The following is a 25,734-nucleotide window of genomic DNA, read 5'->3' on the forward strand; positions in this document are numbered from 1 at the left end:
CAATGACGACATGGCCTCGGTTGAAACTGAGGCCATGACGACAGCTCTGCATATCACTCTGATCACCGAAACCTTCCCACCGGAAATCAATGGCGTGGCCAATACCCTTGGCCGCCTGTGCGATGGATTGCGCGCCCGTGGACACCAGGTGGAACTGATCCGCCCACGTCAGGGCGCCGATCAGAGCCGGATCAGCGACGAAGGTCTGCTGCTGTGCCGTGGCTGGCCGCTGCCGGGTTATCCGGGGCTGCAATGGGGCCAGTCGTCGATGCACAAGCTGTTGCGGCGCTGGAAACGTCATCGCCCGGATGTGCTGTACATCGCCACCGAGGGCCCGCTGGGCCTGTCCGCGCTGCGGGCGGCGCGGCGCCTGGGGATTTCCGTGGTCAGCGGTTTCCACACCAACTTCCAGCAGTACTCCAGCCAGTACGGCCTGGGTTTGCTGACCCGCCTGTTGACCCACTACCTGCGCTGGTTCCACAACCGCTCCAAGCTGACCCTGGTGCCCAGCGCCAGCCAGCGCCTGGAGCTGGAGCGGCGCAACTTCGAACGCCTGGCGCTGCTGTCGCGCGGGGTCGACAGCCAGCTGTTCCACCCGGCCAAGCGCCTCAACGAACTGCGCCAAGGCTGGGGCCTGGGCAACGACGATATCGCGGTGATTCACGTTGGCCGCCTGGCGCCGGAGAAAAACCTGGGCCTGCTCAAACGCTGCTTCGCTCAGCTGCAGGACACTTATCCACAGCAGTCCATGAAATTGATCGTGGTGGGCGATGGCCCGCAACGCGCGGTCCTGCAGAGGGAGTTGCCGGACGCGGTGTTCTGCGGCTCGCAACGCGGCGAAGCACTGGCCAGTCACTACGCGTCGGGGGATCTGTTCCTGTTCCCGAGCCTGACCGAAACCTTCGGCAACGTGGTGCTCGAGGCCCTGGCCTCGGGGCTGGCCGTGGTGGCCTACGACCAGGCCGCGGCGGCCCAGCATATTCGCCATGGCTACAACGGTGTGCTGGCGATGCCCGGGGACGAATGCGCGTTCTGCGATGCCGCCAGCTGGCTGCTGGAAGATCCCGAGACCTTGCGCCGGGTGCGCCTCAATGCCCGCCAGCACGCCAGCCGCCAGGGCTGGGCGGCGATCATCGAGCAGTTTGAAACCCAGCTGCGTGGCGCTTGCACGGAAGAAGTGGTGGTGCCTGAGGGGCGGTTGTTGCCCTGAAAACATCGCGAGCAAGCTCGCTCCTACATAGACAGTGCCCGTTGTAGGAGCGAGCTTGCTCGCGATAGCGTTTCCAGAGGCCGCTCTTAGACCAGCGTCATCAACGCCTCACGGCTGAACGGCAGGATGTCCTGCTCGCGACCGTCCCGCACCTTCTGCGCCCAGTCCGGGTCCACCAGCAACGCGCGACCTACCGCCACCAGGTCGAACTCATCGTTGTTCAGACGCTCCAGGAGCTTTTCCAGGCTCGCCGGCTGCGCGACCTTGTCGGTGTTGACCATGAACTGCAGGAACTCGCCGTCGAGGCCGACGCTGCCCACGGTAATGGTCGGCTTGCCGGTGAGCTGACGGGTCCAGCCGGCCAGGTTCAGCTCGGAACCCTCGAACTCCGGCTCCCAGAAACGCCGGGTGGAGCAGTGGAAGATGTCCACGCCAGCGTCCGCCAGCGGCTTGAGGAACTCGCCCAGGGCCTCGGAGGTTTGGACCAGGCGGGCGCTGTAGTCCTGCTGCTTCCACTGCGAAAAACGGAAGATGATCGGGAAGCCTGGGCCCACCGCGGCGCGCACGGCTTGGATCAGCTCGATGGCAAACCGCGAACGCTGGGCCAGGTCGCCACCGTACTCGTCGGTACGCTGGTTGCTGCCCTCCCAGAAGAACTGGTCGACCAGGTAACCGTGGGCACCGTGGATCTCCACGCCGTCCATGCCGATGTCCTGGGCATCCTTGGCGGCCTGGGCGAAGGCGGCAATCACTTCGCCGATGTCGTCCCGGGTCATGCCGTGGACCACCACCTGGCCATCCTTGAGTTTTTCCGACGGGCCGTAACCCGGCACGCTGGCGTCCGGCTCGGTGCCCAGGCGGCGCACATTGCCCACATGCCACAGCTGCGGAACGATCTTGCCGCCTTCGGCGTGCACCGCGTCCACCACCTTCTTCCAGCCGGCCAGGGCCGCTTCGCCATAAAAGCGCGGAACGTTCGGATAGCCGTTGGAGGCCTTGTGCCCGACCGTGGTGCCTTCGGTGATGATCAGGCCGACCCCGGCCGCGGCGCGACGACGGTAGTACTCGATGACTTTCGAGTTCGGCACGCCACCCGGGGAAAACGAGCGGGTCATCGGCGCCATCACCACCCGGCTCGACAGCTCCAGGGCACCCAGCTGAAAGGGTTTGAACAAGGCTTGAACGGGCATGCGGTACTCCAGGGCTGACGGTCTTAATCGCGGGGAATGGCAAGTCGGGCGGGTACATCGACGGCCTTATGATGGCGATAATATTCCGTGCTCCAGGCAACGCCCAGCACTATTGATCGGGGTGATTAAGGTGCCAAAGCGGAGGAAAGCGAAGGTGCGCGAACGCGCGGTAAAACCGGCCGGGCAGCGGGGCCCGGCGTGCAGATTCAGCTCAAGGCTTTTTCGATGGCCTGGATGACCGTCGAATCGTCGGGCGCGGTGCGTGGGGAGAAACGCGCCAGGACGCGGCCGTCCTTGCCCAGCAGGAATTTCTCGAAATTCCAGGTGATGTCGCCCGGGAACTCCGCCCCTTCGCCCGCCAGCAGACGGTACAACTGATGGCGCTCCGGACCGTTGACGTCCAGCTTGCTGCTCAACGGAAAGGTCACCCCGTAATTGAGGCTGCAGAATTCCTGGATCTCCTGCTCGGAGCCTGGCTCCTGCCCGGCGAACTGATTACACGGCAGGCCCAGCACACTGAACCCCTGGCCTTTGTATTGCTGGTAGAGGTTCTCCAGCGCCGCGTATTGTGGTGTCAGACCACACTTGGAGGCGACGTTGACCACCAGCACGACGTGCCCCTTGAAAGGCGCGAGCGGTAGCTCCTGACCATCCAGGGCTTTCAATTTAAGGTCGTGAAAAGCACTCATGACGAACTCCAAATTCCCGTGTTCTTGCAGAAAACAGCCACTCGACAGTACCGCCTGTTGCCCGGCGATAAAAGCCGCCGACTAAAAAGGCGCCCTCGGGCGCCTCTCCAGTCAGACTTGAGCTTAGCGCAGAAATCAGTGGTGATGGCCACCTTCGCCATGGACGTGGCCATGGGCGATTTCTTCCTGGCTGGCGTCACGGATGTCGACAACCTTGACCTTGAAGTTCAGGCGCTGGCCGGCCAGCGGGTGGTTGCCGTCGACGGTCACGTCGTCGCCGTCCAGGTCGCGGATGGTGACGATCTGCATCTGGCCGTCCGGAGCGGAAGCGTGGAACTGCATGCCCACTTCCAGTTCGTCGACGCCTTCGAACATGCTGCGGCTCAGGGTGCTGACCAGTTCGGCGGCGTATTCGCCGTAGGCATCTTCCGGCTCAACGGCAACGCTCAGCTCGTCGCCGACGTTCTTGCCTTCCAGGGCCTTTTCCAGGCCTGGAATGATGTTTCCTGCGCCATGCAGGTAGACCAGCGGTGCGCCGCCGGCGGAGCTGTCGATGACCTCACCAGCGTCGTTGGTGAGGGTATAGTCGATGGAGACAGCCTTGTTGGCGGCGATCAGCATGGGGCGAGACCTTTTGCATAAGAATGAAGAACGTCCAAGTTTAGCGAAGCAATCGCCCGAAAGCGAACGGAACCCGGACAAACGGAACCTGACGCCAGGCTCGACGATCGTCGGCTTTCATCAGGATGAAGACGGCCACTGGGTCGTCGAGCTGTCCTGTGGCCATACCCAGCACCTGCGCCACCAGCCGCCCTGGCAATCCCGGGCCTGGATCCTGGATCCGCTCAAGCGTGCGGAAAAAATAGGCCAGCCCTTTGCCTGCGGTTGGTGCGCACAAGGCTCGGTTAGCGCTAACCTTGGCGCCTGAATTTCCGGTAGAGCAGTAAACATAAGCGACTCACCGTTGCCATGCACCCGTCGAGAATCCGCATGCAAACTTTTTTTATCGCGCCCACCGATTTTGGTGTGGGTCTGACCTCCATCAGCCTCGGGCTGGTGCGTACCCTGGAACGAGCCGGCCTCAAGGTCGGCTTCTTCAAACCCATTGCCCAGCCTCACCCAGGCGATACCGGCCCTGAACGCTCGACCGAGCTGGTGGCCCGCACCCATGGCCTGAAACCGCCGCAGCCGCTGGGCCTGGCCCATGTCGAACGGATGCTCGGCGACGGCCAGCTGGACGAACTGCTGGAAGAAATCATCACCCTGTATCAGCAGGCGGCCGTCGGCAAGGACGTGCTGGTGGTCGAAGGCATGGTGCCGACCCGCAGCGCCAGCTATGCCGCGCGGGTCAACCTGCACCTGGCGAAAAGCCTGGACGCCGAGGTGATCCTGGTGTCCGCCCCGGAAAACGAAGTGCTCACCGAGCTGTCCGGTCGCGTGGAGTTGCAGGCGCAGCTGTTCGGCGGCCCGCGAGATCCGAAAGTGCTGGGGGTGATCCTCAACAAGGTGCAGACCGACGAAAGCATGGAGGCCTTTTCCGCCCGCCTGAAAGAGCACTCGCCCCTGCTGCGCAGCGGCGACTTCCGCCTGCTCGGCTGCATCCCCTTCCAGCCGGAACTGAACGCGCCGCGCACCCGCGACGTCGCCGACCTGATGGGCGCCCAGGTGCTCAACGCCGGCGACTACGAAAGCCGGCGCATGACCAAAATCATCATCTGCGCGCGCACCATGCGTAACACCGTGGAGCTACTCAAGCCCGGCGTATTGGTGGTGACGCCCGGCGATCGCGACGACATCATCCTCGCCGTGAGCCTGGCCGCGATCAACGGCGTGCCCCTGGCCGGGTTGCTGCTGACCAGCGACACCCTGCCCGACCCTCGGATCATGGAGCTGTGCCGCGGCGCCTTGAATGCCGGCCTGCCGGTGCTGTCGGTGAGCACCGGCTCCTACGACACCGCCAACCAGTTGAACGGCCTGAACAAGGAAATCCCCATCGACGACCGCGAGCGCGCGGAGATCATCACCGACTTCGTCGCCAGCCACCTGGACGCCAAGTGGCTGCACCAGCGCTGCGGCACGCCGCGGGAAATGCGCCTGTCGCCGGCGGTGTTCCGCTACCAGTTGATCCAGCGCGCCCAGGAAGCCAACAAGCGCATCGTCCTGCCCGAAGGCAGCGAACCGCTGACCGTGCAGGCCGCGGCGATCTGCCAGGCGCGCGGCATCGCCCGTTGCGTGCTGCTGGCCAAGCCGGCGGATGTCGAGGCGGTCGCCCGGGCCCAGGGCATCGAGCTGCCGCCCGGCCTGGAAGTCATCGACCCGGACCAGATCCGCGAACGCTACGTCGAGCCGATGGTGGCGCTGCGCAAGAGCAAGAGCCTCAACGCGCCAATGGCCGAACAGCAACTGGAAGACCCAGTGGTGATCGGCACCATGATGCTGGCCCTGGACGAAGTCGATGGCCTGGTGTCCGGCCTGATCCACTCCACCGCCAATACCATCCGCCCGGCCCTGCAGTTGATCAAGACCGCGCCGGGCTGCACCCTGGTGTCGTCGGTGTTTTTCATGCTGTTCCCCGAGCAGGTGCTGGTCTACGGCGACTGTGTGATGAACCCGCACCCAAGCGCCAGCGAGCTGGCCGAGATCGCCCTGCAAAGCGCCGACTCGGCGGCCGCGTTCGGCATCACCCCGCGGGTGGCGATGATCAGCTATTCCAGCGGCGAATCGGCCAGTGGCGAAGAAGTGGAGAAAGTCCGCGAAGCCACCTTGCTGGCCCATGAAGCCCAGAGCTCACTGCTGATCGACGGTCCGTTGCAATACGATGCCGCGGCCAACGAGGCCGTGGCCCAGCAACTGGCGCCCAACAGCCTGGTCGCGGGCAAGGCCACGGTGTTCGTGTTCCCCGACCTGAACACCGGCAACACCACCCACAAGGCCGTGCAGCGCAGCGCCGACTGCGTCAGCCTCGGGCCGATGCTGCAAGGCCTGCGCAAGCCGGTGAACGACCTGCCGCGCGGCGCCCAGGTCGACGACATCGTCTACACCATCGCCCTGACCGCGATTCAAGCCGCCAACCGACCCCTGGATGTGTAAATTGGATTTTCTACCTGCACCGCTGCGGGGCGTGATCGCCTCGCTGTTGTTGGCGCTCAACACCATCGTCTGCTGCACCCCGCTGTTCGTGGTGGCGATCTTCAAGTTGCTGCTGCCCTTCCCAGCGGCCCAGCGCTTCACCGACTGGCTGATGAGCCACATCCATGAAGCCTGGATCAGCAACAACAAGGCCTGGATGAGCCTGCTCGGGCACAGCCGCTGGCACCTCAGCGGGCTCGACAGCCTGGACTACCGGCACTCGTACCTGATCACCAGCAACCACCAGAGCTGGGTCGACATCATGGTCCTGCAGTACGTGCTCAACCGGCGTATCCGCCCACTGAAGTTCTTCCTCAAGCAGGAGCTGATCTGGGTGCCGGTGATCGGCCTGGCCTGGTGGGCCCTGGGCTTCCCATTCATGAAGCGCTACTCCAAGGCCTACCTGGAAAAACACCCGGAGAAAAAGGGCAAGGACCTGGAGACCACTCGCAAGACCTGCGCGAAATTCCGCGACAACCCGGTAGGCATCTTCAACTTCGTCGAAGGCACACGCTTCACCCAGGCCAAGCACGCGCAACAGGCCTCACCGTTCCGCTACCTGCTCAAGCCCAAGGCCGGCGGCATCGCCTTCGTGCTGGACGCCATGGGCGAGCAGCTGGAATCCATCGTCAACGTCACCATTCATTATCCGGCGGGCCAGCCGGGTTATTGGGACCTGCTGTGTGGCAAGGTCAACGAGGTGGTGGTGCATTTCGAGGAGCTGCCGATCCCGCCGCAGTTCATCGGCAAGAACTACGACCAGGATGGTGTGTACCGCCTGGAGTTCCAGGGCTGGATCAACCAGCTGTGGCAAAACAAGGATGCATTGCTTGCGCAGATGCATCGGGAGTATCCAGGCAAATAACGAGCCGCCTGCAAGGGCCCCATCGCGGGCAAGCCTCGCTCCTACGGAAGCAAGCGTATTGCTCCTGTGTAGGAGCGAGGCTTGCCCGCGATAGCTTTCTCAAGGCCACAAAAAAGCCCGCCGTCGATCACTCGACGGCGGGCTTTTTTATCGGCCGCTAAAGCTTAGATCGCGCCACGCTTGCGCAGCAGTTCCAGCACTTGCTTGACGCCCTCTTCCAGCGACACGAACTGGGTGTCGATCACCAGATCGGCATCCAGCGGCACGTCGTACGGGAAGGACTCGCCCGGGATGTTATCCCCGCCCGCGGCGTACAAGCCCTGCGGATCACGCTCGGCGCAAGCCGCCGGCGAGGCCTGGACGTAGACCGTCAGCAGACGTTCCTTGCCGATCAGGTCCCTGGCCTGTTCACGACCTTCCGCACTCGGCGCAACGAACGCCGCCAGGGTCAGCAGGCCGGCTTCGTTGAACTGGCGCGCCACGTGCGCAGCACGCCGCCAGTTCTCGGTACGCCCGGCGCGATCCTGGGGCAGACCCTTGTTCAGGTCGTGACGCAGGTTCTGGCCGTCGAGGACGAACACCGCGCGGCCCAGGTCGAACAGCTTGCGCTCGACCGCGTAGGCCAGGGTGCTCTTGCCGGCGCCGGACAGGCCGCTGAACAGCACGGTGGCCGGTTGCTGGCCGAAGCGCTGGGCACGCTCCTCGGTGGCGACATGGGCCAGCTTGCCATGATGCGTGGCGCTGCCATGCACCACAGGCTGGGCGACGATCATGCCGGCGCCGACAGTGCCGTTGGTCAAGCGGTCGATGACGATGAACGCACCGGTGGTGCGGTTGCTGTCGTAACCGTCGAGGGCAATCGGCGCGTCGAGGGCGATCTTGACCTTGCCGATCTCGTTCAGCTGCAGAGCGCTGGCCGGGCCTTCTTCAAGGGTGTTCACGTCGACCCTGTTGACGATGCTGGCGATGGAGCCCGGCACGTAGCTGGTGGCGCGCTTGATGTCGTATTTCTTGCCCGGCAGCATCGGCTCTTCGGCCATCCAGACCAGCATGGCTTCGAAGCTGTCGGTCACCGGCGGTACGTTGTCGGCATGCACCAGCAGGTCGCCACGGGAGATGTCGATCTCGTCTTCCATGGTCAGGGTCACGGCCTGGCCCGGGCCGGCATGCTCCAGCTCGCCTTCGAAGGTGACGATGGATTTCACCCGGCTGCTCTTGCCCGACGGCAGCACCACGACTTCGTCGCCCTTGTGCACGATGCCGCTGGCCAGGGTCCCGGCGAAACCACGGAAGTTCAGGTTCGGACGGTTCACGTACTGCACCGGGAAGCGCAGGTCGCTGAAGTTGCGGTCACCCGCCACTTCCACGGTCTCGAGGATTTCCATCAGCGACTGGCCGGTGTACCACGGCGAACGCTCGGACTTGTTCACCACGTTGTCGCCCTTGAGGGCCGACATCGGCACGAAGTGCAGGCTGGTGGGCTTCATCTTCAGGCCTTCGGCGAACTTCAGGTAGTCGGCCTTGATCGACTCGAACACGCCCTGGTCGAAGTCCTTGAGGTCCATCTTGTTGATGGCCACGACTATGTGCTTGATGCCCAGCAGGGAGGCGATGAAGCTGTGGCGACGGGTCTGGGTCTGCACGCCGTAGCGGGCATCCACCAGGATGATCGCCAGGTCACAGGTGGAAGCACCGGTGGCCATGTTGCGGGTGTACTGCTCATGGCCGGGGGTGTCGGCGATGATGAATTTGCGCTTGGCGGTGGAGAAGTAGCGGTAGGCGACATCGATGGTGATGCCCTGCTCGCGCTCGGCCTGCAGGCCGTCGACCAGCAACGCCAGGTCGATGTCGTCACCGGTGGTACCGACTTTTTTCGAGTCGCGGGTAATGGCTTCCAGATGGTCTTCGTAGATCATCTTCGAGTCGTGCAGCAGGCGCCCGATCAGGGTGCTCTTGCCGTCGTCGACGTTACCGCAGGTCAAGAAGCGCAGCAGTTCTTTGCGTTCGTGCTGGGCCAGGTAGGCGAGGATGTCCTCGCTGATCAATTCGGATTGATGCGACATGTTAGACCCTACTTAGAAATAGCCCTGACGTTTCTTGTCTTCCATGGAACCGGCGCCATCGTGATCGATGACCCGGCCCTGGCGCTCGGAAGTTCGCGTCAGGAGCATTTCCTGAATGATGTCCGTCAGGCTTTCGGCCTCGGACTCCACCGCGCCCGTCAACGGGTAGCAGCCAAGGGTACGGAAACGCACCTTCTTCTTGACGATGCGGGCCTTCTCCTCGTCGGAGAGGTGCTCGAGGATGCGCTCGTCGTCGATCATGATCAGGGTGCCGTTCTTCTCGATCACTTCGCGCTCGGCGGCGAAGTACAGCGGCACGATCGGGATGCCTTCCAGATAGATGTATTGCCAGATGTCCAGCTCGGTCCAGTTCGACAGCGGGAAGACGCGGATCGACTCGCCCTTGTTGACCTTGCCGTTGTAGACGTTCCACAGCTCGGGGCGCTGGTTCTTCGGGTCCCAGCGATGCTTGCTGTCGCGGAACGAGTACACACGCTCCTTGGCGCGGGATTTCTCTTCGTCACGCCGGGCACCGCCGAACGCCGCATCGAAACCGTACTTGTCCAGCGCCTGCTTGAGGCCCTCGGTTTTCATGATGTCGGTGTGCTTGGCACTGCCGTGGGTGAAGGGGTTGATGCCCTGCGCAACGCCTTCCGGGTTGACGTGGGTGATCAGTTCCAGGCCCAGCTCTTCGACCATGCGATCGCGGAACTTGTACATCTCCTGGAATTTCCACTGGGTGTCGACGTGCATCACCGGAAACGGCAGCTTGCCCGGGAAGAACGCCTTGCGCGCCAGGTGCAGCATCACGGCGGAGTCTTTACCGATGGAGTACAGCATCACCGGGTTGTCGAACTCGGCGGCCACCTCGCGGATGATGTGGATGCTTTCCGCCTCCAGCTGTTTCAGATGCGTCAGTTTGTCGACCATGGCTACTCACGAAAGCTTTCTTATGGACGGCCTGCGGGCCGTGTTCGAGCGGGGCATGCTAGCACAGCGACCTCTTCTAATCAGGACGCCAGCTAGATCGAAACGGTATATGAATATACCCGCCTGTTTGCTGTGTTTACGCCTCTCTGTAGCCGCTGCCGCAGGCTGCGATCGACTGCGCAGCAGGCGTGCTCTCGAAGGTCACGAGAAGCCCCTGCGGGCCTTGTCGCAGCCTGCGGCAACGGCTACAGGACAAGGCTTTATATAGGGTTCGGGCAGTCGATGAACAAGTGTTCGAGGGCGAAGCGGCGGGCCAGGTAATCCCCCAGCGCCTGCACGCCGTAACGCTCGGTGGCGTGATGGCCGGCGGCGATAAAACTGATGTCGTTTTCCCGGGCGCTGTGGAAGGTCTGCTCCGAGGCCTCGCCGCTCAGGTACAGATCGACGCCGGCCAGCACCGCCTGGTCGATGTAGCCCTGGCCGCCGCCGGTGCACCAGCCGACACGCCGGATCATCTTGCTGCCTTCGACCACCAGTGGCTCGCGCCCCATCACCTCCTGGACCTTGCGCGCGAAGTCCCGCGCGGTCATGGGCTCGGCAAGGGAGCCGACCAGCCCGACGATCTTCAGGTTGTCCGGGTCCAGCGGGCCTTCCACGGTGATATCCAGCTGCCGCGCCAGCTGCACGTTGTTGCCGACATCCGGGTGCAGGTCCAGCGGCAGGTGATAAGCCAGCAGGCTGATATCGTGCTTGAGCAGGGTTTTCAGCCGACGCTGCTTCATGCCGGTGATGCAGGGATTCTCGCCTTTCCAGAAATAGCCGTGATGCACCAGCACCAGATCGGCATTGGCCTCCACCGCGGCATCGAGCAACGCCTGGCTGGCCGTGACGCCGCTGACGATGCGCAGTACCTGTGGCCGGCCTTCGACCTGCAGGCCATTGGGGCAGTAATCGGCGATTCGCGAACTGCCCAGGTAGCGGTCCGCTTCCTCTACCAGAGTGCTCAGGGCAACGGCCATAAAAGACTCCTAAATATCCCGTTCAGAGGCGCGCGCGGCCTCGTATAATGCGCGACATTATGGGCCGTCCCGGGCGGCCTGCAACCTCTCAGGACTTGCTCAATGCTCAAGGCTCTGCGTTTTTTTGGCTGGCCACTGTTGGCCGGCGTGCTTATCGCGTTGCTGATAATTCAGCGCTACCCGCAATGGGTCGGCCTGCCCAGCCTGGACGTCAACCTGCAGCAAGCCCCACAAACCAAGGCGCTTCGACAAGGTCCGGTGTCCTATGCCGATGCCGTGGCAATCGCCGCGCCGGCGGTGGTCAACCTGTACACCACCAAGGTCATCAACAAACCGGCGCACCCGTTGTTCGAGGACCCGCAGTTCCGCCGCTTCTTCGGCGACAACCTGCCCAAGCAGCAGCGCATGGAATCGAGCCTGGGTTCCGGGGTGATCATGAGCCCCGAAGGTTATCTGCTGACCAACAACCACGTGACCTCCGGCGCCGAGCAGATTGTGGTGGCGCTCAAGGACGGTCGTGAAACCCTGGCCCATGTGATCGGCAGCGATCCGGAAACCGACCTGGCGGTCCTCAAGATCGACCTGAAGAACCTGCCTTCGATCACCGTCGGGCGCTCCGACAGCATCCGCATCGGCGACGTGACCCTGGCCATCGGCAACCCGTTCGGGGTCGGCCAGACCGTGACCATGGGCATCATCAGCGCCACCGGGCGCAATCAGCTCGGCCTGAACAACTACGAAGACTTCATCCAGACCGACGCGGCGATCAACCCGGGCAACTCCGGCGGCGCGCTGGTGGATGCCAACGGCAACCTGACCGGGATCAACACGGCGATCTTCTCCAAGTCCGGCGGTTCCCAGGGTATTGGCTTCGCCATCCCGATCAAGCTGGCCATGGAGGTGATGAAGTCGATCATCGAGCACGGCCAGGTGATTCGTGGCTGGCTGGGTATCGAGGTACAGCCGCTGACCCAGGAACTGGCCGAATCGTTCGGCTTGTCCGGGCGCCCGGGCATCGTGGTGGCGGGGATATTCCGCGACGGTCCGGCGCAAAAGGCCGGCATGCAGTTGGGTGACGTGATTCTCAGCATCGATGGCGAACCGGCCGGCGATGGCCGTCGCTCGATGAACCAGGTGGCGCGGATCAAACCCAGCGACAAGGTCAGTATCCAGGTGATGCGCAACGGCAAGGAGCTCAAGCTCACCGCCGAAATCGGCCTGCGCCCGCCACCGGCGCCGGTCAAGGAAAAAGAGTAAAGGCATCACGAGCCAGCTCTCTCCTATTGGAGCGAACTGGCTCGCGATAGGGCTTACAGCTCGCCCAGGCCGTCGATCAGGGCCTGGTTCTGCTCCGGCGTGCCGATACTGATCCGCAGGAACTGGGCAATCCGCTCCTGCTTGAAGTGCCGGACAATCACCCCCTGCTCCCGCAGCTTGGCCGCCAGGCCCGCCGCATCGTGTTGTGGATGACGGGCAAAGATAAAGTTGGCCGCCGACGGCAGCACTTCAAAGCCTTTATCGCGCAACTGCGCCACCACCTGCTCGCGGCTGTCGATCACCAGCTGGCAGGTCTTGGCGAAGTACTCGCGATCATCGAACGCCACCGCGGCACCAACTATCGCCAGGCGATCCAGCGGGTAGGAGTTGAAGCTGTTCTTGATCCTCTCCAGCGCTTCGATCAGGTCCGGGTGCCCCACCGCCAGGCCGACCCGCAGGCCAGCCAGCGAACGGGACTTGGACAGGGTCTGGGTCACCAACAGGTTCGGATAGCGGTCCACCAGGCTGATGGCGGTTTCACCGCCGAAGTCGATGTACGCCTCGTCCACCACCACGACCGAATCCGGGCTGGCCTTGAGGATCTGCTCGACGGCCTCCAAGGCCAGCAGGCAGCCGGTCGGCGCGTTCGGGTTGGGGAAGATGATCCCGCCGTTCGGCCTGGCGTAATCGGCTGGGCGGATCTGGAACTGCTCATCCAGCGGCAGCGCCTCGAAGTCGATGCCGTACAGGCCGCAATACACCGGATAGAAGCTGTAGCTGATATCCGGGAACAGCAGCGGCCGGTCGTGCTGCAGCAAGCCGTGGAAGATGTGCGCCAGCACTTCGTCGGAACCGTTGCCGAGGAACACCTGGTTGCTCTGTACCCCGTAATAGCGGGCCACCGCCTGCTTGAGCAGGTCGCTGTTGGGGTCCGGGTACAGGCGCAGGTTGTCGTTCAGTTCTCCCTGCATCGCGGCCAGCACCTTGGGCGACGGGCCGTAAGGGTTTTCGTTGGTGTTGAGCTTGACCAGTTTGGTCAGCTTCGGCTGTTCGCCCGGCACGTAGGGCACCAAGTCCTTGACGAACGGACTCCAGAATTTACTCATGCTTATTGCCCCTGTTCCTGGTCAGCGATGATCCGGTATTCCGCACTGCGGGCGTGGGCGCTCAGCGACTCGCCACGGGCCAGCACCGAGGCGGTCTTGCCCAGTTCGGATGCGCCCTGCTCCGAGCAGAAAATGATCGACGAACGTTTCTGGAAGTCATACACCCCCAGCGGCGAAGAGAAGCGCGCCGTGCCGGAAGTCGGCAACACGTGGTTCGGACCCGCGCAGTAGTCGCCCAGGGCCTCGGAAGTGTGACGGCCCATGAAGATCGCGCCAGCGTGGCGGATCTGCGGCAACCAGGCCTGCGGATCGGCGACGGACAGCTCGAGGTGCTCCGGAGCGATGCGGTTGGCCACGTCAATGGCCTGCTGCATGTCGCGCACCTGGATCAGCGCGCCACGGCCGTTGATCGAGGTATTGATGATTTGTGCGCGCTCCATGGTCGGCAGCAGCTTGGCGATGCTGGCCGCGACCTGATCGAGGAACGCGGCGTCCGGGCTGACCAGGATCGCCTGGGCGTCTTCGTCGTGCTCGGCCTGGGAAAACAGGTCCATGGCGATCCAGTCCGGATCGGTCTGGCCGTCGCACACCACCAGGATCTCCGAAGGGCCGGCGATCATGTCGATACCCACCTGGCCGAACACGTGACGCTTGGCGGTGGCCACATAGATGTTGCCCGGGCCGACCACCTTGTCCACCTGCGGCACGCTCTCGGTACCGTAGGCCAGGGCGGCAACGGCCTGGGCGCCACCGATGGTGAACACCCGGTCGACGCCGGCGATGCAGGCCGCGGCCAGCACCAGTTCGTTGACCTCGCCACGCGGGGTCGGCACCACCATCACCACCTCGGTGACGCCCGCCACCTTGGCCGGGATGGCATTCATCAACACCGAGGAGGGATAAGACGCCTTGCCACCCGGCACATACAGGCCGGCGCGGTCCAGCGGCGTGACCTTCTGGCCCAGCACCGTGCCGTCGGCCTCGGTGTAGCTCCAGGAGTCCTGCTTCTGTTTTTCGTGGTAGCTGCGCACCCGCGCCGCGGCTTTTTCCAGGGCTTCGCGCTGGGCCAGGGTGATCCGGGTCAGGGCCAGTTCCAGGCGCTCGCGCGGCAGAATCAGGTCGGCCATGGATGCCACTTGCAGGCCGTCGAAACGCTGGGTGAATTCCACCAGCGCCGCGTCGCCGCGCTCGCGCACCGCCTTGATGATGTCCAGCACCCGCTGATTGACCGAGTCGTCAGACACACTTTCCCAGCTCAGCAGATGATCCAGATGATGCGCGAAATCCGGGTCAGCAGCGTTGAGTCGGCGAATTGCAGTGGGAGCGGTCATAGCGAGGGCCTCATTGAATGGCTAATGCTCAGGCACCCTAAGCTACCAGTCCATTCGCGCGGGCACCTGAGAAAATTGGCTATGACACGGATAGACGGGCGCGGCTAGCGCCGCGCGAGTGAATCAACCGCGGTGTCGCGACTCCACTGCTTTGCGCAGGGTGTCGATCAGTGCCTGGATGCGGGCGTGCTGCATTTTCATGGAGGCCTTGTTGACCACCAGGCGGGAACTGATCATGGAAATCAGCTCCTGGGGCTCCAGGCCGTTGGCCCGCAGGGTGTTGCCGGTGTCGACCACGTCGATGATCTTGTCCGCCAGGCCGATCAGCGGCGCCAGCTCCATCGAGCCGTACAGCTTGATGATGTCGACCTGGCGGCCCTGCTCGGCGTAGTAGCGCTTGGCAACGTTGACGAACTTGGTGGCGACGCGCAGGCGGCCCTTGGGCTCGACCGCGCCGATGGCACCGGCGGTCATCAGCTTGCACTGGGCGATCTGCAGGTCCAGCGGCTCGTACAGGCCCTGGCCGCCGTATTCCATCAGCACATCTTTGCCGGCAACACCGAGGTCGGCGGCACCATGTTCGACATAGGTCGGCACGTCGGTGGCGCGCACGATCAGCAAGCGCACGTCGGCCTGGGTCGTGGGGATGATCAGCTTGCGGCTCTTGTCCGGATTCTCGGTGGGCACGATGCCGGCTTCAGCCAGAAGCGGCAAGGTGTCATCAAGGATGCGGCCCTTGGACAGTGCGATGGTCAACATGGGAAACGTAAGTCCTTATCAGGATACTCATGCCCGGTCGCAAATGGCGCCAGACACGCATCGAGTCTGAACACAGGCTCGACTTGGAACGAAACCTTGGGGCACGTCCCTGTGCCCATCACGCAAACTAGCCCGGTACGCGGCGGATCTTGGCGCCGAGCATCTGCAGCTTCTCTTCGATGCACTCGTAACCACGGTCGATGTGGTAGATGCGATCGATCAGGGTGTCGCCTTCGGCCATCAGGGCCGAGATCACCAGGCTGGCCGAAGCCCGCAGGTCGGTGGCCATGACAGGAGCGCCCTTGAGGATTTCGGTACCGGTGACGATGGCGGTGTTGCCTTCGACCTGGATCTTCGCGCCCATGCGGTGCAGTTCGTAAACGTGCATGAAGCGGTTTTCGAAGATGGTCTCGATCACCGCGCCAGTGCCTTCGGCAATGGCGTTGAGGGAAATGAACTGGGCCTGCATGTCGGTCGGGAACGCCGGGTACGGCGCGGTACGCACGTTGACCGCCTTCGGACGCTTGCCGTGCATGTTCAGCTCGATCCAGTCCTCGCCGGTGGTGACTTCGGCGCCGGATTCCTTGAGTTTTTCCAGGACGGCCTCGAGGATGGTCGGATCGGTGTCCTTGACCTTCACGCGGCCACCGGTCACGGCGGCGGCGACCAGGTAGGTGCCGGTCTCGATACGGTCCGGCATGACCTTGTAGGTCGCCGAGTGCAGGCGCTCGACACCGTCGATGGTGATGGTGTCGGTACCGGCGCCGGAAACCTTGGCGCCCATGGCGTTGAGGAAGTTCGCCAGGTCGACCACTTCCGGTTCGCGGGCGGCGTTTTGCAGCACGCTGCGACCTTTGGCCAGGGCCGCTGCCATCATGATGTTCTCGGTACCGGTCACACTCACGGTATCGAAGAAGAAGTGCGCGCCGCGCAGGCCGCCTTCAGGCGCCTTGGCCTTGATGTAGCCGCCTTCGACGTCGATCACCGCGCCCATGGCTTCCAGGCCACGGATGTGCAGGTCGACCGGACGCGAACCGATGGCGCAACCGCCAGGCAGCGCGACTTCGGCTTCGCCGAAACGGGCAACCATCGGGCCCAGCACCAGGATCGAGGCACGCATGGTCTTGACCAGCTCATACGGCGCAACCAGGGTCTTGATGGTGCGTGGATCGATTTCGACGCTGAGTTTCTCGTCGATCACAGGCTCGATGCCCATGCGACCGAACAGCTCGATCATGGTGGTGATGTCGTGCAGGTGCGGCAGGTTGGCGACCGTGACCGGGCCATCGCACAGCAGGGTTGCAGCCAGAATCGGCAGGGCAGAGTTCTTTGCCCCGGAAATGCGGATTTCGCCATCAAGACGAACGCCGCCGGTAATAATCAATTTATCCATAAGAATCTCGACGCCCTTGGGCTCAGGTGCGCTCGGCCCAAGCCGCGCTGCTGAAAAATTTCATAGTGACCGCATGGATGCTGCCATCGGCGATCCACGGGTTCAAATGGGCATAGATGCTCTGCTGACGCTTGACCGGACTCAAGGCCACCAGTTCGTCACTGATCACGTTCAGCTGAAAGTTGCAGCCTTCGCCCTCAACTTCTACCTGAACGGATGAAAGAGTCTCGGACAGCTTTCCTTCAAGGAAGCTCTTCACTTCGTTGGCCTGCATGCTCAACCTCAATCGGCGCCCTGTGTGCGCGGGTCGGACATCATACAAAAAAGCCCCGCGCCTGCGAACCCCGCATAGCAGGACTCTGACGGGGGGCTTGCTTGTCGATGGGTTGCTAAGGCTGCGCCAGCAGCTCGGTCAAACCGGAAACCTCGGCGATTTCGCGCATGTCTTCAGGTAACGCACGGATGCTGACGGCCTTGCCGGCTGCCGCGGCATCGCGCATGAAGGCCAGCAGCAACGACAAGCCGACGCTGCTGGACTTCTCCACCGCAGAACAGTCGAGCACCAGCGCCGCGGCGGTGCTGGAGGCGATCAGGGCCTGCCCCTGCTTGCGCAGGCCCGGGCCGGAACGATAGTCCAGCACACCGCTGATCAGCAGTTCGCCGGCTTCACCCAGACGGACGGCCGACTCACTCATTTCACGACCTTCTCTGGAGAGTTTTCGGTCGATTCCTTGGCCTTGGCCACTTCGCCAGCCCAGTTGTTGATGGTCTTGTCCAGGTCGTTGCCGTTGCGCTGCATGGCATCGGCGAACTGATCGCGGAACAGCTTGCCGATATTGATGCCGTTGATGATCACGTTGCGCAGCTTCCACTCACCGTTGATCTTCTCCAGCGTGTACGACACGGGATAGATCGCGCCATTGCTGCCCTTGACCGTCATGCCGACGCTGGTACGGTCACCCGACTCGTCCCTGGCAGGGTCAACGACGATGCCCTGGTTGTTGTACTCCAGCAAGGCGTTGCCGTAGAACTGGAACAGGCCCTTCTTGAAGTTCTCTTCAAAGGTGCGCATCTGTTCCGGCGTGGCTTTACGCGAGTACTTGACCGTCATGATGCTCTTGGAAATACCTTCGGCATCCACGACCGGACCCACGATGCTGTTCAGCGCCGTATAAAAGTCCTGCGGGTCCTGCTTGTACTTTTCTTTGTTGGCGGCCAGGTCGGCCAGCAGACGGTTGGTGGTGTCCTGTACCAGATCATGCGCGGAAGGCGCCGCCACGGCGTGAGCCATCAACGGCAACGCCGCCAGTAATACCAACAGGCTACGTCGCAAGGTAGAGATCATGAAAAAATCCTCATTTGGCGTCTTTGCTAACGGTATTGAGCAGGAATTTACCGATCAGGTCCTCAAGCACCAGTGAAGACTGGGTGTCGTGGATGGTCCCGCCATCCTTGAGCAACGTGTCTTCGCCGCCGACGCTGATACCAATGTATTTCTCGCCGAGCAACCCAGCGGTCAGGATAGATGCAGTGGAGTCGGTCGGCAGGTTATCTACGCGCTTTTCCAACTGCAGCGTGACCCGACCGGTGAAACTGTCGCGGTCCAGATCGATAGCCGTGACCTTGCCGATGGTCACACCGGCCATGGTCACTTTAGCTCTGACCGTCAAACCGGCGATATTGTCGAAATATGCGTAAAGTTTATAAGTATCGGTGCTCGAGGTCGGGGACAAGCCACTGACCCGCAAGGCAAGCAACAACAAAGCCAGGATGCCAGCCAGCAGGAAAAGGCCGACACCGATTTCCAGGGTGCGGTTTTGCATCAGAAATCTCCAAACATCAAGGCGGTCAGAATAAAGTCCAGGCCGAGTACGGCCAACGAGGCGTACACAACGGTCTTGGTAGTGGCACGACTGATCCCCTCTGAAGTGGGCTCGCAGTCATAGCCTTGGAATACGGCGATCCAGGTCACGACAAAGGCGAAAACGATGCTCTTGATGATGCCATTGAGCACGTCATCGCTGAACGTCACGCTGTTTTGCATGTTCGACCAGTAGGAACCTTCATAGACTCCCAGCCAGTCGACGGCCACCCACGAACCGCCCCAGATGCCCACCACGCTGAAAATGATCGCCAGCAACGGCAGGGAAATGAAACCGGCCCACAACCGTGGCGCGATAATGTATTTGAGCGGGTCGACACCGATCATCTCCAGGCTGGAGAGCTGCTCGGTGGCTTTCATGTTGCCGATTTCCGCGGTCAGCGCCGAACCGGCCCGGCCGGCGAAGAGCAATGCCGTGACCACCGGCCCCAACTCACGCAACAAGGTCAGGGCCACCATCTGCCCCACCGCTTGCTCCGAACCGTAGCTGGACAGGATATTGAAGCCCTGCAGCGCCAGTACCATGCCGATGAATATCCCGGAGACCACGATGATCACCAGGGACATCACGCCCACCGAATGCAACTGCTTGACCAGCAGGCCGAAGCCGCCGCCGATACTGCCGCGGCCGAACAACACATGAAACAGCATCAGGCTCGAACGCCCGAGCACCGCGAGAACGTCGATGCCCGAGTGGCCGAACAGACGAATTCGCTCCAATAAAGATACTTTGCGCATCAGCGCTTCCCCAGAAGATCTGCGCGGTAGTCCGGCGCTGGAAAGTGAAAGGGTACCGGACCGTCGGGGTCGCCTTTCATGAACTGGCGGATCCGCGGGTTATCGGAATCCATCAGCTCGTCGGGCGTGCCCTGCCCCAGCACCTGGCCATCGCCCACCACATAGATGTAGTCGGCGATGCTCGCGGTTTCCGCCAGGTCATGGGAAACCACGATGCTGGTGATACCCAGCGCGTCGTTGAGCAGACGGATCAGACGCACCAGCACGCCCATGGCAATGGGGTCCTGGCCTACGAACGGCTCGTCGTACATTAGGATCTGCGGGTCCAGGGCGATGGCCCGGGCCAGGGCCACGCGACGCTTCATGCCACCGGACAGCTCGTCGGGCATCAAGTCGATGGCACCGCGCAACCCGACCGCCTGCAACTTGAGCAGGACGATATCGCGGATCATTTCATCCGGCAGCTGGGTATGAACGCGCAGCGGAAAGGCGACGTTCTCGAACACATCGAGATCGGTGAACAGCGCACCGCTCTGGAACAGCACGCCCATCTGCTTGCGGGCGTCGAACAGATCGCCGCGCGACAATTTGGGCAGGTTCTGGCCATTGACCCAGACTTCACCGTTGCTGGGACGCAATTGCGCGCCCATCAACCGCAGGAGCGTGGTCTTGCCGCAACCGGAAGGCCCCATGATGCCGGTGACCTTGCCCCGCGGAATACGGATATCGACATTATTGAAGATGCTGCGCGCACCGCGCTTGAAGGACAGTCCCTTCAGCTCGACCGCGTAGGCGTTATCGGCACTCATCTAAACTCCTTGCGATGCAGCCTCTCACTCGGACGCTTGGCTCCCTGCCGGGAGTACATGCACCCAGGGCAGGCCGAACTGGCGGCGAACTATATCACTGCTGATACGGAGCCCCCAAGGCCGAAGCCATCCGCGTTCAGGATCACGACAGCCTAAAACAGGCTTTACAGGACAATTCCTACCTATAGAAGGACAAAGGCTGACGAACTTGCGTGAGGGAATCGATCATTACCGCTATAATCGCCGCCTTTTCATCAGGCTATACGATTTCTGACATGAGCCAATCCAGCGACCTGATTCAATCGGCACAACGCACCATCCGCCTCGAGATAGAAGCCGTACAAGGCTTGCTGCCACATATCGACGCAGATTTCGTACGCGCTTGCGAGATGATTCTGGCCAGCAAAGGCCGCGTAGTAGTGGTCGGCATGGGCAAGTCCGGGCACATCGGCAACAAGATCGCCGCCACCCTGGCCAGCACCGGCACCACCGCGTTTTTTGTCCATCCGGCCGAAGCCAGCCATGGCGACATGGGCATGATTACCCGGGACGATGTGATCCTGGCCCTGTCCAACTCCGGCTCGACCAATGAAATCGTGACCCTGTTGCCGCTGATCAAGCGCCTGGGCATCCAGTTGATCAGCATCACCGGCAACCCTGATTCGCCACTGGCCAAGGCCGCCGAGGTCAACCTCAACGTCCAGGTCGAGCAAGAGGCCTGCCCGCTGAACCTGGCTCCGACCTCCTCGACCACCGCCGCCCTGGTCATGGGCGATGCCCTGGCCGTGGCGCTGCTGGAAGCCCGCGGTTTTACCGCCGAAGACTTCGCCTTTTCCCATCCGGGCGGCGCGCTGGGCCGGCGCCTGCTGCTGAAAGTCGAGAACGTCATGCATGCCGGCGAGCAACTGCCGCAGGTCCAGCGTGGCACGCTGCTCAAGGACGCCCTGATGGAAATGACCCGCAAGGGCCTGGGCATGACTGTCATTGTCGAGGCCGACGGGCGCCTGGCAGGGGTCTTCACCGATGGCGACCTGCGCCGCACCCTGGACCGCACCATCGACATCCACCACACCACCATCGATGAAGTCATGACCGTTCACGGCAAGACCGCCCGCGCCGAAATGCTCGCGGCCGAAGCCCTGAAGATCATGGAGGACAATCGAATCAACGCACTGGTCGTGGTGGACAAGGACGATCGCCCGATCGGCGCCTTCAACCTGTCCGACCTGCTGCGCGCGGGAGTCATGTAATGAGCACGGATCTGCTGCAACGCGGCAAGAACATCAAGCTGGCGGTATTCGACGTCGACGGCGTACTGACCGACGGTCGCCTGTACTTCCTCGAAGACGGCAGCGAATTCAAGACCTTCAACACCCTCGACGGCCAGGGCATCAAGATGCTGATGGCCACGGGCGTGCAGACGGCGATCATCAGCGGCCGCAAGACGCCGGTGGTCGAGCGTCGGGCGAAAAACCTGGGGATTCCCCACCTGTTTCAGGGTCGCGAAGACAAACTGGTAGTGCTGGACGGGCTTCTTGCCCAACTGGGCCTAAGCTATGAACAGGTCGCCTACCTAGGCGACGACCTGCCCGATCTGCCAGTGATCCGCCGGGTCGGCCTGGGCATGGCCGTCGCCAATGCCGCCAGTTTTGTCCGTGAACACGCCCATGGCGTCACCCAGGCCCGTGGCGGCGAAGGCGCCGCCCGCGAGTTCTGCGAGTTGATCCTGCGCGCCCAAGGCAGCCTTGAAGCGGCCCACGCCGCCTACTTATAGAGCCTCCCATGCTGAGCAAAAAGATTCGCAACATACTGATCTTCGGCATCATCACCGTGCTGTTCCTGGCGGTGGGGTACTGGAACATCAGCCCGGAACGCTTCCTCGACAAGCCGGTCGCGCAGGTCGACGAAAGCGCCATCGACTACTACGCCATCAACGCCCGTAGCGTGCAGTACCTGCCCGACGGCAAGCTGCAGTACGAAATGACTTCCGACAAGGTCGAGCACCTCAAGGCCACCGAGGTGACCCTGCTGACCAAGCCGGACCTGCAGATGTATCGCGGCACCGCCTTCCCCTGGCATGTCCAGAGCGAGCGCGGCGAAGTCAACCCGGACGGCACCGAGGTCGAGTTGATCGATTCGGTACGGGTTTCGCGCACCGACGAGAAAAATCGCAACCTGCTGATCACCACGACCCGCATGACAGTATTCCCGCAGAAGCAATATGCGCAGACCGATCAAGACGTTAGAATCGACGGCGCCGGCGGCGTGACGACTGGCAAGGGAATGAAAGCGTATTTGAAAGACGGCAGGATGAACCTGCTATCGAACGTAAGAGGACAGTATGAGGCTCGTTAAAACCCTCCCTATTTTGCTCGGTCTGGGCGCAGCACTGGGAAGCGTGAGCGCCTGGGCTCTGCCGAACGATAGCCAGCAACCGATCCGCATCCAGGCCGACGACGCTCAACTGGACGACAAGAATGGCGTAGCCACCTACAGAGGCGACGTGATCATCACCCAGGGCTCGATGAAGGTCACCGGCAATACCGTGACCATCACCCGCACCCAGACCGGTGATATCGACGTGGTGACCTCGGTGGGCAACCTGGCCTACTTCGAGCAGATTCAAACCCAGGGCGACACCAAGCCGGTCCAGGGCTACGGTGTGACCATCCAGTACCACGCCGCACAAAACCGCGTCGTACTGATCGACCGCGCCAAAGTCGTCGACAAGGACGGCAACATCACCCAGGGCGAGAAAATCGTCTACGACACCAACAAGAAGCTGGCCAGCGCCGGTCGCGCCACCGGCAGCAAGGTCACCGAGTCGCGCCCACGGATCGACATGGTCATCCAGCCGAAAAAGAAAACTGACGAAAAGGCCCAGTAATGGCAACTCTGAAAGCTCAGCACCTGGCCAAGAGCTACAAGAGCCGCCAGGTCGTGCGTGACGTCAGCCTGTCCATCGACAGCGGCCAGATCGTCGGCCTGCTCGGCCCCAACGGCGCCGGCAAGACCACCTGCTTCTACATGATCGTCGGCCTGGTCCAGGCCGATCAGGGTCGCATCCTGATCGACGACCTGGATGTCAGCCACCAGCCAATGCACGGCCGCGCCCGCGCCGGGATCGGCTACCTGCCGCAGGAAGCCTCGATCTTCCGCAAGCTTTCGGTGGCCGACAACATCATGGCCATCCTCGAGACCCGCAAGGAGCTCGACAAGGCCGGCCGTCGCCAGGAGCTGGAAAGCCTGCTGCAGGAGTTCCACATCAACCACATTCGCGACAACCTGGGCATGAGCCTTTCCGGCGGTGAACGTCGCCGCGTGGAAATCGCTCGCGCCCTGGCCACCGCCCCCAAGTTCATCCTGCTCGACGAACCTTTCGCCGGCGTGGACCCGATCTCGGTAGGCGACATCAAGCAGATCATTCATCACCTGAAGGCCAAGGGTATCGGCGTGCTCATCACCGACCACAACGTCCGTGAAACCCTGGATATCTGCGAAACCGCCTACATCGTCAACGACGGTCAACTGATCGCCGAAGGCGACGCCGAAACCATCCTCGCCAACGAGCTGGTCAAGGAAGTTTACCTGGGCCATGAGTTCCGCCTGTAAGCCCTGAGGTGTTTGGCTGGTCGCCAGAGCGCCCGCCCCAATAAAACCCTGCTGTTTTTATTGTTACAGCGCTCTAGGCAAACACTTCAGTTTCAGGCATATAATTTGCTTATGTTTGGCGCTCACGCGCCCTGTAGTGGATGGCGCATGTGCGCCGGCGAATAAGGTGTTAAGCCCCTGCCATGAAACCATCGCTAGTCCTCAGAATGGGCCAGCAGCTGACGATGACACCGCAGCTGCAACAGGCCATCCGCCTGCTCCAATTGTCGACCCTGGACCTGCAACAGGAAATCCAGGAGGCCCTGGAGTCCAACCCGATGCTCGAGCGCCAGGAAGAAGGCGACGACTTCGATAACACCGATCCGCTGGCCGACAACGCCGAGCAGAAACCCAATACCGATATCCAGGAACCCTCCTACCAGGAAACCGCCCCGACGGTGGACAACCTCGAGGACGGCGAATGGAACGAACGCATTCCCAACGATCTGCCGGTCGACACCGCCTGGGAAGACGTCTACCAGACCAGCGCCAGCAGCCTGCCCAGCAACGATGACGACGAGTGGGATTTCACCACCCGCACCTCGGCCGGCGAAAGCCTGCAGAGCCATCTGCTCTGGCAGTTGAACCTGGCGCCCATGTCCGACACCGATCGCCTGATCGCCGTGACCCTGATCGACTGCATCAACAATCAAGGCTATCTGGACGAAACCCTCGAGGAAATTCTCGAAGCCTTCGATCCGGAACTGGACATCGAACTCGACGAAATCGAGGCCGTCCTGCACCGTATCCAGCAATTCGAGCCCGCCGGCATCGGTGCCCGCAACCTGGGCGAATGCCTGCTGCTGCAACTGCGCCAGCTGCCTGCCAAGACCCCTTGGCTGACTGAAGCCAAGCGCCTGGTCAGCGACTTCATCGACCTGCTCGGCAGCCGCGACTACAGCCAGCTGATGCGGCGCATGAAGCTCAAGGAAGACGAACTGCGCCAAGTCATCGAACTGGTACAGAGCCTCAACCCACGGCCGGGCTCGCAAATCGAATCCACCGAAGCCGAATACGTGGTCCCCGACGTCATAGTGCGCAAGGACAACGAACGCTGGCTGGTGGAGCTGAACCAGGAGTCCGTGCCGCGCCTGCGCGTCAACCCACAGTACGCCGGCTTCGTGCGGCGCGCCGACACCAGCGCCGACAACACCTTCATGCGCAACCAGTTGCAGGAAGCCCGCTGGTTCATCAAGAGCCTGCAGAGCCGTAACGAAACCCTGATGAAAGTCGCCACCCAGATCGTCGAGCATCAGCGCGGCTTCCTCGAGTACGGCGATGAGGCTATGAAACCGTTGGTCCTGCATGACATCGCCGAAGCAGTCGGCATGCACGAGTCGACGATTTCACGGGTGACCACGCAAAAATTCATGCATACCCCACGGGGCATTTATGAACTGAAATACTTTTTCTCCAGCCACGTAAGTACCTCCGAAGGCGGTGAATGCTCGTCCACGGCGATCCGCGCGATCATCAAAAAACTGGTCGCCGCGGAAAATCAGAAAAAGCCGTTGAGTGACAGCAAGATCGCTGGTTTACTGGAGGCACAAGGCATTCAGGTAGCCCGTCGTACCGTCGCCAAGTACCGCGAATCCCTGGGGATCGCGCCTTCCAGCGAACGGAAGCGGTTGATGTAGCCGCCGGGCTCGCCACAGCGTTCCAGTGGCAGGTCAATCGACCTGCCGCTTTATGCACTGGCAACGAAGGAGAAGC

The 25,734-nt window shown here is 62.2% G+C and carries 27 protein-coding genes; 11 read left to right on the forward strand and 16 right to left on the reverse strand.

What is annotated here, in order from left to right:
• Positions 1-10: 10 nt before the first annotated feature.
• Positions 11-1,210 (forward strand): glycosyltransferase family 4 protein, encoded by a 1,200-nt coding sequence (locus tag AC07Y9_RS12830; RefSeq protein WP_102678626.1) that lies wholly within the window; start codon positions 11-13, stop codon positions 1,208-1,210.
• An 86-nt stretch (positions 1,211-1,296) separates the two neighbouring features.
• Here the strand turns inward: AC07Y9_RS12830 and AC07Y9_RS12835 are convergent, their stop codons facing one another.
• The 3 genes from AC07Y9_RS12835 to AC07Y9_RS12845 form a co-directional block, all read right to left on the reverse strand.
• Positions 1,297-2,400: an NADH:flavin oxidoreductase gene (locus AC07Y9_RS12835; protein ID WP_102678627.1), complete on the reverse strand. Its 1,104-nt coding sequence runs from the start codon at positions 2,398-2,400 to the stop codon at positions 1,297-1,299.
• A 206-nt stretch (positions 2,401-2,606) separates the two neighbouring features.
• On the reverse strand, positions 2,607-3,089 hold the full coding sequence (locus AC07Y9_RS12840) for a glutathione peroxidase (RefSeq protein ID WP_009042206.1): 483 nt from the start codon (positions 3,087-3,089) through the stop codon (positions 2,607-2,609).
• Between the two features lie 135 nt (positions 3,090-3,224).
• Positions 3,225-3,710: an FKBP-type peptidyl-prolyl cis-trans isomerase gene (locus AC07Y9_RS12845; protein ID WP_007929845.1), complete on the reverse strand. Its 486-nt coding sequence runs from the start codon at positions 3,708-3,710 to the stop codon at positions 3,225-3,227.
• On the opposite strand from AC07Y9_RS12845, the gene AC07Y9_RS12850 reads away from it, so the two are divergent.
• From AC07Y9_RS12850 to yihG, 3 genes are all read left to right on the forward strand, one after another.
• Entirely contained in the window at positions 3,679-4,017 is a 339-nt protein-coding gene (locus tag AC07Y9_RS12850) for a DUF3565 domain-containing protein (RefSeq protein WP_081002212.1), read from the forward strand. The genes AC07Y9_RS12845 and AC07Y9_RS12850 overlap by 32 nt on opposite strands.
• 62 nt (positions 4,018-4,079) lie before the next feature.
• Positions 4,080-6,179 (forward strand): phosphate acetyltransferase, encoded by a 2,100-nt coding sequence (gene pta, locus AC07Y9_RS12855; protein ID WP_062823656.1) that lies wholly within the window; start codon positions 4,080-4,082, stop codon positions 6,177-6,179.
• A complete protein-coding gene (yihG, locus tag AC07Y9_RS12860; protein ID WP_102678628.1) occupies positions 6,172-7,083 on the forward strand; it encodes a 1-acylglycerol-3-phosphate O-acyltransferase, YihG family in 912 nt (303 codons plus the stop codon). Before pta ends, yihG begins: the two co-directional genes overlap by 8 nt.
• Positions 7,084-7,247: 164 nt before the next feature.
• Here yihG and cysN read toward each other — a convergent pair whose 3' ends face one another.
• From cysN to AC07Y9_RS12875, 3 genes are all read right to left on the reverse strand, one after another.
• Positions 7,248-9,146, reverse strand: a complete 1,899-nt coding sequence (cysN, locus tag AC07Y9_RS12865) for a sulfate adenylyltransferase subunit CysN (protein ID WP_102678629.1) — start codon at positions 9,144-9,146, stop codon at positions 7,248-7,250.
• Between the two features lie 12 nt (positions 9,147-9,158).
• Positions 9,159-10,076 (reverse strand): sulfate adenylyltransferase subunit CysD, encoded by a 918-nt coding sequence (gene cysD / locus AC07Y9_RS12870; RefSeq protein WP_007929849.1) that lies wholly within the window; start codon positions 10,074-10,076, stop codon positions 9,159-9,161.
• 260 nt (positions 10,077-10,336) lie between these two features.
• A complete protein-coding gene (locus AC07Y9_RS12875; protein ID WP_009047010.1) occupies positions 10,337-11,095 on the reverse strand; it encodes a Nif3-like dinuclear metal center hexameric protein in 759 nt (252 codons plus the stop codon).
• Between the two features lie 102 nt (positions 11,096-11,197).
• Between AC07Y9_RS12875 and algW the strand changes: the two genes are divergently transcribed.
• A complete protein-coding gene (algW, locus tag AC07Y9_RS12880; protein ID WP_025806436.1) occupies positions 11,198-12,352 on the forward strand; it encodes a Do family serine endopeptidase AlgW in 1,155 nt (384 codons plus the stop codon).
• A 53-nt stretch (positions 12,353-12,405) separates the two neighbouring features.
• On the opposite strand, the gene hisC is transcribed toward algW, so the two are convergent.
• From hisC to AC07Y9_RS12930, 10 genes are all read right to left on the reverse strand, one after another.
• Positions 12,406-13,458 (reverse strand): histidinol-phosphate transaminase, encoded by a 1,053-nt coding sequence (gene hisC, locus AC07Y9_RS12885; protein ID WP_102678631.1) that lies wholly within the window; start codon positions 13,456-13,458, stop codon positions 12,406-12,408.
• A 2-nt stretch (positions 13,459-13,460) separates the two neighbouring features.
• Positions 13,461-14,789 carry a histidinol dehydrogenase gene (gene hisD / locus AC07Y9_RS12890; protein ID WP_007929857.1) on the reverse strand — a complete coding sequence of 443 codons (1,329 nt, stop codon included), beginning with the start codon at positions 14,787-14,789 and terminating at the stop codon, positions 13,461-13,463.
• Between the two features lie 123 nt (positions 14,790-14,912).
• The gene (gene hisG / locus AC07Y9_RS12895; RefSeq protein WP_007929858.1) at positions 14,913-15,548 is read right to left on the reverse strand and encodes an ATP phosphoribosyltransferase; all 636 of its coding nucleotides are present in this window, start codon (positions 15,546-15,548) and stop codon (positions 14,913-14,915) included.
• A 127-nt stretch (positions 15,549-15,675) separates the two neighbouring features.
• Entirely contained in the window at positions 15,676-16,941 is a 1,266-nt protein-coding gene (murA, locus tag AC07Y9_RS12900) for a UDP-N-acetylglucosamine 1-carboxyvinyltransferase (RefSeq protein ID WP_007929859.1), read from the reverse strand.
• A 22-nt stretch (positions 16,942-16,963) separates the two neighbouring features.
• Complete coding sequence (locus AC07Y9_RS12905; RefSeq protein ID WP_007929860.1) at positions 16,964-17,215, reverse strand: BolA family protein; 252 nt, start codon at positions 17,213-17,215, stop codon at positions 16,964-16,966.
• A gap of 115 nt (positions 17,216-17,330) precedes the next feature.
• On the reverse strand, positions 17,331-17,636 hold the full coding sequence (locus tag AC07Y9_RS12910; RefSeq protein ID WP_007929861.1) for an STAS domain-containing protein: 306 nt from the start codon (positions 17,634-17,636) through the stop codon (positions 17,331-17,333).
• A complete protein-coding gene (locus tag AC07Y9_RS12915; RefSeq protein ID WP_007929862.1) occupies positions 17,633-18,286 on the reverse strand; it encodes an MlaC/ttg2D family ABC transporter substrate-binding protein in 654 nt (217 codons plus the stop codon). Before AC07Y9_RS12915 ends, AC07Y9_RS12910 begins: the two co-directional genes overlap by 4 nt.
• A gap of 10 nt (positions 18,287-18,296) precedes the next feature.
• On the reverse strand, positions 18,297-18,764 hold the full coding sequence (gene mlaD, locus AC07Y9_RS12920) for an outer membrane lipid asymmetry maintenance protein MlaD (protein WP_007929863.1): 468 nt from the start codon (positions 18,762-18,764) through the stop codon (positions 18,297-18,299).
• Positions 18,764-19,561 carry a lipid asymmetry maintenance ABC transporter permease subunit MlaE gene (gene mlaE, locus AC07Y9_RS12925; RefSeq protein ID WP_007929864.1) on the reverse strand — a complete coding sequence of 266 codons (798 nt, stop codon included), beginning with the start codon at positions 19,559-19,561 and terminating at the stop codon, positions 18,764-18,766. Before mlaE ends, mlaD begins: the two co-directional genes overlap by 1 nt.
• Entirely contained in the window at positions 19,561-20,370 is an 810-nt protein-coding gene (locus AC07Y9_RS12930; protein WP_007929865.1) for an ATP-binding cassette domain-containing protein, read from the reverse strand. Before AC07Y9_RS12930 ends, mlaE begins: the two co-directional genes overlap by 1 nt.
• A gap of 275 nt (positions 20,371-20,645) precedes the next feature.
• On the opposite strand from AC07Y9_RS12930, the gene AC07Y9_RS12935 reads away from it, so the two are divergent.
• The 6 genes from AC07Y9_RS12935 to AC07Y9_RS12960 all read left to right on the forward strand — a co-directional run bounded on the left by AC07Y9_RS12935 (position 20,646) and on the right by AC07Y9_RS12960 (position 25,658).
• Positions 20,646-21,620 (forward strand): KpsF/GutQ family sugar-phosphate isomerase, encoded by a 975-nt coding sequence (locus AC07Y9_RS12935; protein WP_007929866.1) that lies wholly within the window; start codon positions 20,646-20,648, stop codon positions 21,618-21,620.
• A complete protein-coding gene (locus tag AC07Y9_RS12940; protein WP_007929867.1) occupies positions 21,620-22,144 on the forward strand; it encodes a KdsC family phosphatase in 525 nt (174 codons plus the stop codon). Before AC07Y9_RS12935 ends, AC07Y9_RS12940 begins: the two co-directional genes overlap by 1 nt.
• An 8-nt stretch (positions 22,145-22,152) precedes the next feature.
• Positions 22,153-22,725: an LPS export ABC transporter periplasmic protein LptC gene (gene lptC, locus AC07Y9_RS12945; protein ID WP_007929868.1), complete on the forward strand. Its 573-nt coding sequence runs from the start codon at positions 22,153-22,155 to the stop codon at positions 22,723-22,725.
• The gene (gene lptA, locus AC07Y9_RS12950) at positions 22,712-23,257 is read left to right on the forward strand and encodes a lipopolysaccharide transport periplasmic protein LptA (RefSeq protein WP_007929869.1); all 546 of its coding nucleotides are present in this window, start codon (positions 22,712-22,714) and stop codon (positions 23,255-23,257) included. The genes lptC and lptA overlap by 14 nt, the downstream gene beginning before the upstream one ends.
• Entirely contained in the window at positions 23,257-23,982 is a 726-nt protein-coding gene (gene lptB / locus AC07Y9_RS12955) for an LPS export ABC transporter ATP-binding protein (protein WP_007929870.1), read from the forward strand. The genes lptA and lptB overlap by 1 nt, the downstream gene beginning before the upstream one ends.
• A gap of 182 nt (positions 23,983-24,164) precedes the next feature.
• Positions 24,165-25,658, forward strand: coding sequence for an RNA polymerase factor sigma-54 (locus AC07Y9_RS12960; protein WP_009042194.1), 1,494 nt, complete (start codon positions 24,165-24,167; stop codon positions 25,656-25,658).
• The last annotated feature ends 76 nt before the right edge of the window (positions 25,659-25,734 follow it).

Source organism: Pseudomonas sp. GW456-L12 (genome assembly GCF_059424045.1).